The following is a 1,937-nucleotide window of genomic DNA, read 5'->3' as shown; positions in this document are numbered from 1 at the left end:
GATGCCGGCAATTACACCGTGGTGCAACCCACTGCCGTGACGGCAAACATCACACCAGCCAGCCTGGCTGTCACAGGTGTGGGAGCCAACAACAAGGTCTATGACACAACGACCAGCGCCACTCTGAACGGAACGGCGGCCGTTACTGCGCTTGCCGGTGATACCGTGACGCTGGGTGGCACGGGCAGCGGCACGTTCGCCAACAAGAACGTGGGCAACGGCAAGGCAGTGACGGTGACCGGCTATACATTGAGTGGCGCCGACGCCGGGAATTACACCGTGGTGCAACCCACTGCCGTGACGGCAAACATCACACCGGCCAGTCTTGCCGTCACAGGCGTCGGAGCCAATAACAAGGTGTATGACTCCAACAATGCTGCCACCCTTACAGGCACGGCGGGTGTCACAGCGCTTGCCGGGGACACAGTGGGCGTGGTCGGCACGGGCAGCGGCACCTTCGCCAACAAGAACGTGGGCAACGGCAAGGCCGTGACCGTGACCGGCTACACGCTGGGTGGTGCCGACGCCGGCAACTACACCGTGGTGCAGCCAACGGGGCTGACTGCCAACATCACACCGGCAAATCTGACGGTTACGGGCGTCGGAGCCAACAACAAGGTCTACGACACCACCACCAACGCCACGCTCAACGGAACGGCGGGGGTCACAGCCCTGGGCGGTGACGTGGTGACCGTGGGTGGAACCGGCAGTGGCACGTTCGCCAACAAAAACGTGGGCAACGGCAAGGTCGTGACGGTGACCGGCTACACGCTTGGCGGTGCCGACGCGGGCAACTACACCGTGGTGCAGCCCACAGCTGTCACTGCGAACATCACGCCGGCCAGCCTTGCCATTACAGGCGTCGGAGCCAATAACAAGGTGTATGACGCCAGCAATGCTGCCACCCTTACAGGCACGGCGGGTGTCACGGCCCTCGCCGGCGATACGGTGACCCTGGGCGGCACAGGCAGCGGCACCTTCGCCAACAAGAATGTGGGCAACGGCAAGGCTGTCACAGTGACCGGCTACACCTTGGGCGGGGCCGACGCCGGCAATTACACCGTGGTGCAACCCACCGCCGTGACGGCGAACATCACGCCTGCCAGCCTCGCGGTTACGGGTGTAGGGGTAAACAACAAAGTGTATGACGCCAGCAATGCCGCCACCCTCAATGGCGCGGCCGCTGTGGCTGCGCTGGGCGGTGACGTGGTGAACGTGAATGGTGGTAGCGGTACTTTTGCTGACAAGAATGTGGGGAATGGCAAGGCCGTGACGGTGACCGGCTACACGCTGGGTGGTGCTGACGCTGGCAACTACACCGTGGTGCAACCTTCAGGGCTTACCGCCAACATCACTCCCGCCAGCCTGGCTGTCACGGGTGTGAATGCGAGCAACAAGGTGTATGACACGACCACTACCGCCACACTGGGTGGAACGGCGGCAGTAGCTGCATTGGGCGGCGATGTGGTGACTGTGGGTGGGACCGGCAGCGGCACCTTCGCCAACAAGAATGTGGGCAACGGCAAGGCCGTGACGGTGACCGGCTATACGCTGGGCGGCRCCGATGCCGGCAACTACACCGTTGCGCAGCCCACGGGTTTGACAGCCAACATCACGCCGGCCAGCGTGACTGTTACCGGTGTAGGGGCAAACAGCAAGGTGTATGACGCCAGCAATGCCGCCACCCTCAATGGTACGGCCGCGGTGGCTGCATTGAGCGGTGACGTACTGAGTGTCACCGGCGGCAGCGGCACTTTCGGCAACAAGAATGTAGGCAACGGCAAAGCCGTGACCGTGACCGGCTACACGTTGAGCGGCGCTGATGCCGGCAACTACACCGTGGTGCAACCAACGGGGCTGACTGCAAACATCACACCGGCAAACCTGACGGTCACAGGTGTCGGAGCCAACAACAAGGTCTACGACACCACCAACAC

At 62.9% G+C, this 1,937-nt stretch carries 1 protein-coding gene; it reads left to right on the top strand.

All coding sequences use genetic code 11. From position 1 onward, the window contains the following. On the top strand, positions 1-1,937 hold a 1,937-nt coding region (locus AC1D0Z_RS20570; RefSeq protein ID WP_477660022.1), incomplete at both ends, for a beta strand repeat-containing protein.

Source organism: Polaromonas sp. P1_E3 (assembly GCF_056405935.1).
The sequence above is the reverse complement of the archived record's forward strand: the minus strand, read 5'-3'. Positions and strand labels throughout refer to the sequence as shown.